This window comes from Mesorhizobium sp. M0678 (genome assembly GCF_040320505.1).
In the GTDB taxonomy this organism is placed as follows: Bacteria; Pseudomonadota; Alphaproteobacteria; order Rhizobiales; family Rhizobiaceae; genus Mesorhizobium.
This window is the reverse complement of record NZ_JAMYPT010000071.1, coordinates 1-1,588: the sequence shown is the minus strand read 5'-3', so window position 1 is coordinate 1,588 and position 1,588 is coordinate 1. Positions and strand designations below refer to the sequence as shown.

At 60.3% G+C, this 1,588-nt stretch carries 1 protein-coding gene; it reads left to right on the top strand.

Annotated features, from left to right (window positions below):
* Positions 1-156: 156 nt before the first annotated feature.
* Positions 157-1,557 (top strand): amidohydrolase family protein, encoded by a 1,401-nt coding sequence (locus NKI29_RS33315; protein ID WP_352798691.1) that lies wholly within the window; start codon positions 157-159, stop codon positions 1,555-1,557.
* Positions 1,558-1,588: the final 31 nt, after the last annotated feature.

The window sequence follows — 1,588 nt, the reverse complement described above, 5'->3', positions numbered from 1 at the left end:
ATAAGGAAGCGTTGACGCGAATAATTCGGGCGACCTATCCAAATCGCCCGACTTGCGGCTTGGATATAGCAACGATTTGCCGGCGCGTCGATCTGCCTGGGTACGCGCCTGCGCCGGTAAGCGCCGCGGCGGTCGCCAGACGTCGAGTGCAAGGAAATGGCCGAGAAGGAATTTAAGATGGTAGACAAGCAGCAGGTCGACTACCTCATCGTGAACGGTGAAGTCTACACAGGAGACCGCGCCTCCCCGTTCATCCGCAATGGGGCGATCGCAGTCAGGGAAAGCCGCATCGTTGACGTCGGCGAGACGAGCGAGCTGATAGCGAAATACAAGTCCCTCGACAGCATCGACGTGGGCGGGGCGATAGTTCATCCGGGCATGATCGATACGCATGTCCACGCAACGTCGATTGTGCTGCATGGCCTGCCCGTATCCACCGACCATCCGATCGAGTCCAAGGTCTCCTACGCCGACGTCAAGGTTCAGACCGACGACGAGTCGACAGATGCATTGGTAGCCGCGGCAGCCGTCGCGCTGCTGCGCAGGGGCTACACCTGTTTCATGGAGGCCGGCACGGTTTTCGAAACTGATGCGTTCGTGGCAGCGCTGGAGCGGATCGGGATGCGCGGCATGGTTTCGGCCCCGTTCGGGTGGGACGATGTGAGCACATTCGAAAAACACGCACCTGGCATGATTACGACGCGGCTCATGGAGCGGGCTCCGGCTGACAAGGCGACGGTTCTGAGGCGACTTGAGCGCGAACTCACACGAAACACGGACAAGGATACGCTGGTCACCGGTTACGTCTGTCTATACGGCGAGGGTTCGGCGACCGATGGTCTTACCCAGGACGCCAGCGATCTGGCCAAGCAGTCCGGTGTTCTCTTCAACCAGCACCAGGGTTTCATCCCCCTTTGGGAGGAGGTCGAGACCAGTAAACACGGCATATCCGGCGTTGAGAGGCTGCACCGACTCGGCGCGCTCCACAAAGGGACGACGCTTAGCCACATGAACGTAATGAGCGACCGTGACGCTGAACTCGTCGTCGAACACAAGCCTGGTCTGACCTGGTGCCCAAACAATGCCCTCCACCGGGCGGTCCATCCCGCCAAGCCGTGTCGCTTTCCGGCGTTGATGAAACAGGGCGTCTCGGTCTCCCTTGGTATCGACACCACGATGTACCACCCGCTTGGCACCAGTGGGATGGTGAGCCTGTTGCTGTCCGCAGCTTGCGGCGAGCGCTTGGACGATGGCGAGCCATTTTATATGCAGACCGCCAATGCTGCCCAGAACGTCGGACTAGGTGACCAGCTTGGCACCCTTGCCCCTGGCAAGCGGGCGGACATCGTCGTCCGCACAGCGCATGACATAACACACACGTCGCTGGAGCAGGGCGGTGGACTTCTGGCCCTTTCGTCTTTCAATATCCCGGTGGATTTGGTGATAATTGACGGTCAAATCATCATGCGGGACGGACTATTAACGCGAGTCGATCAGGACGAGGTCCTGCGGCGCGGGTTGGAACAGCGCCGGCGTGTGCTCGAGAGGGCGCGCTAAGATCCGGCGGTCCTGCGTCATGAGGTGTCGC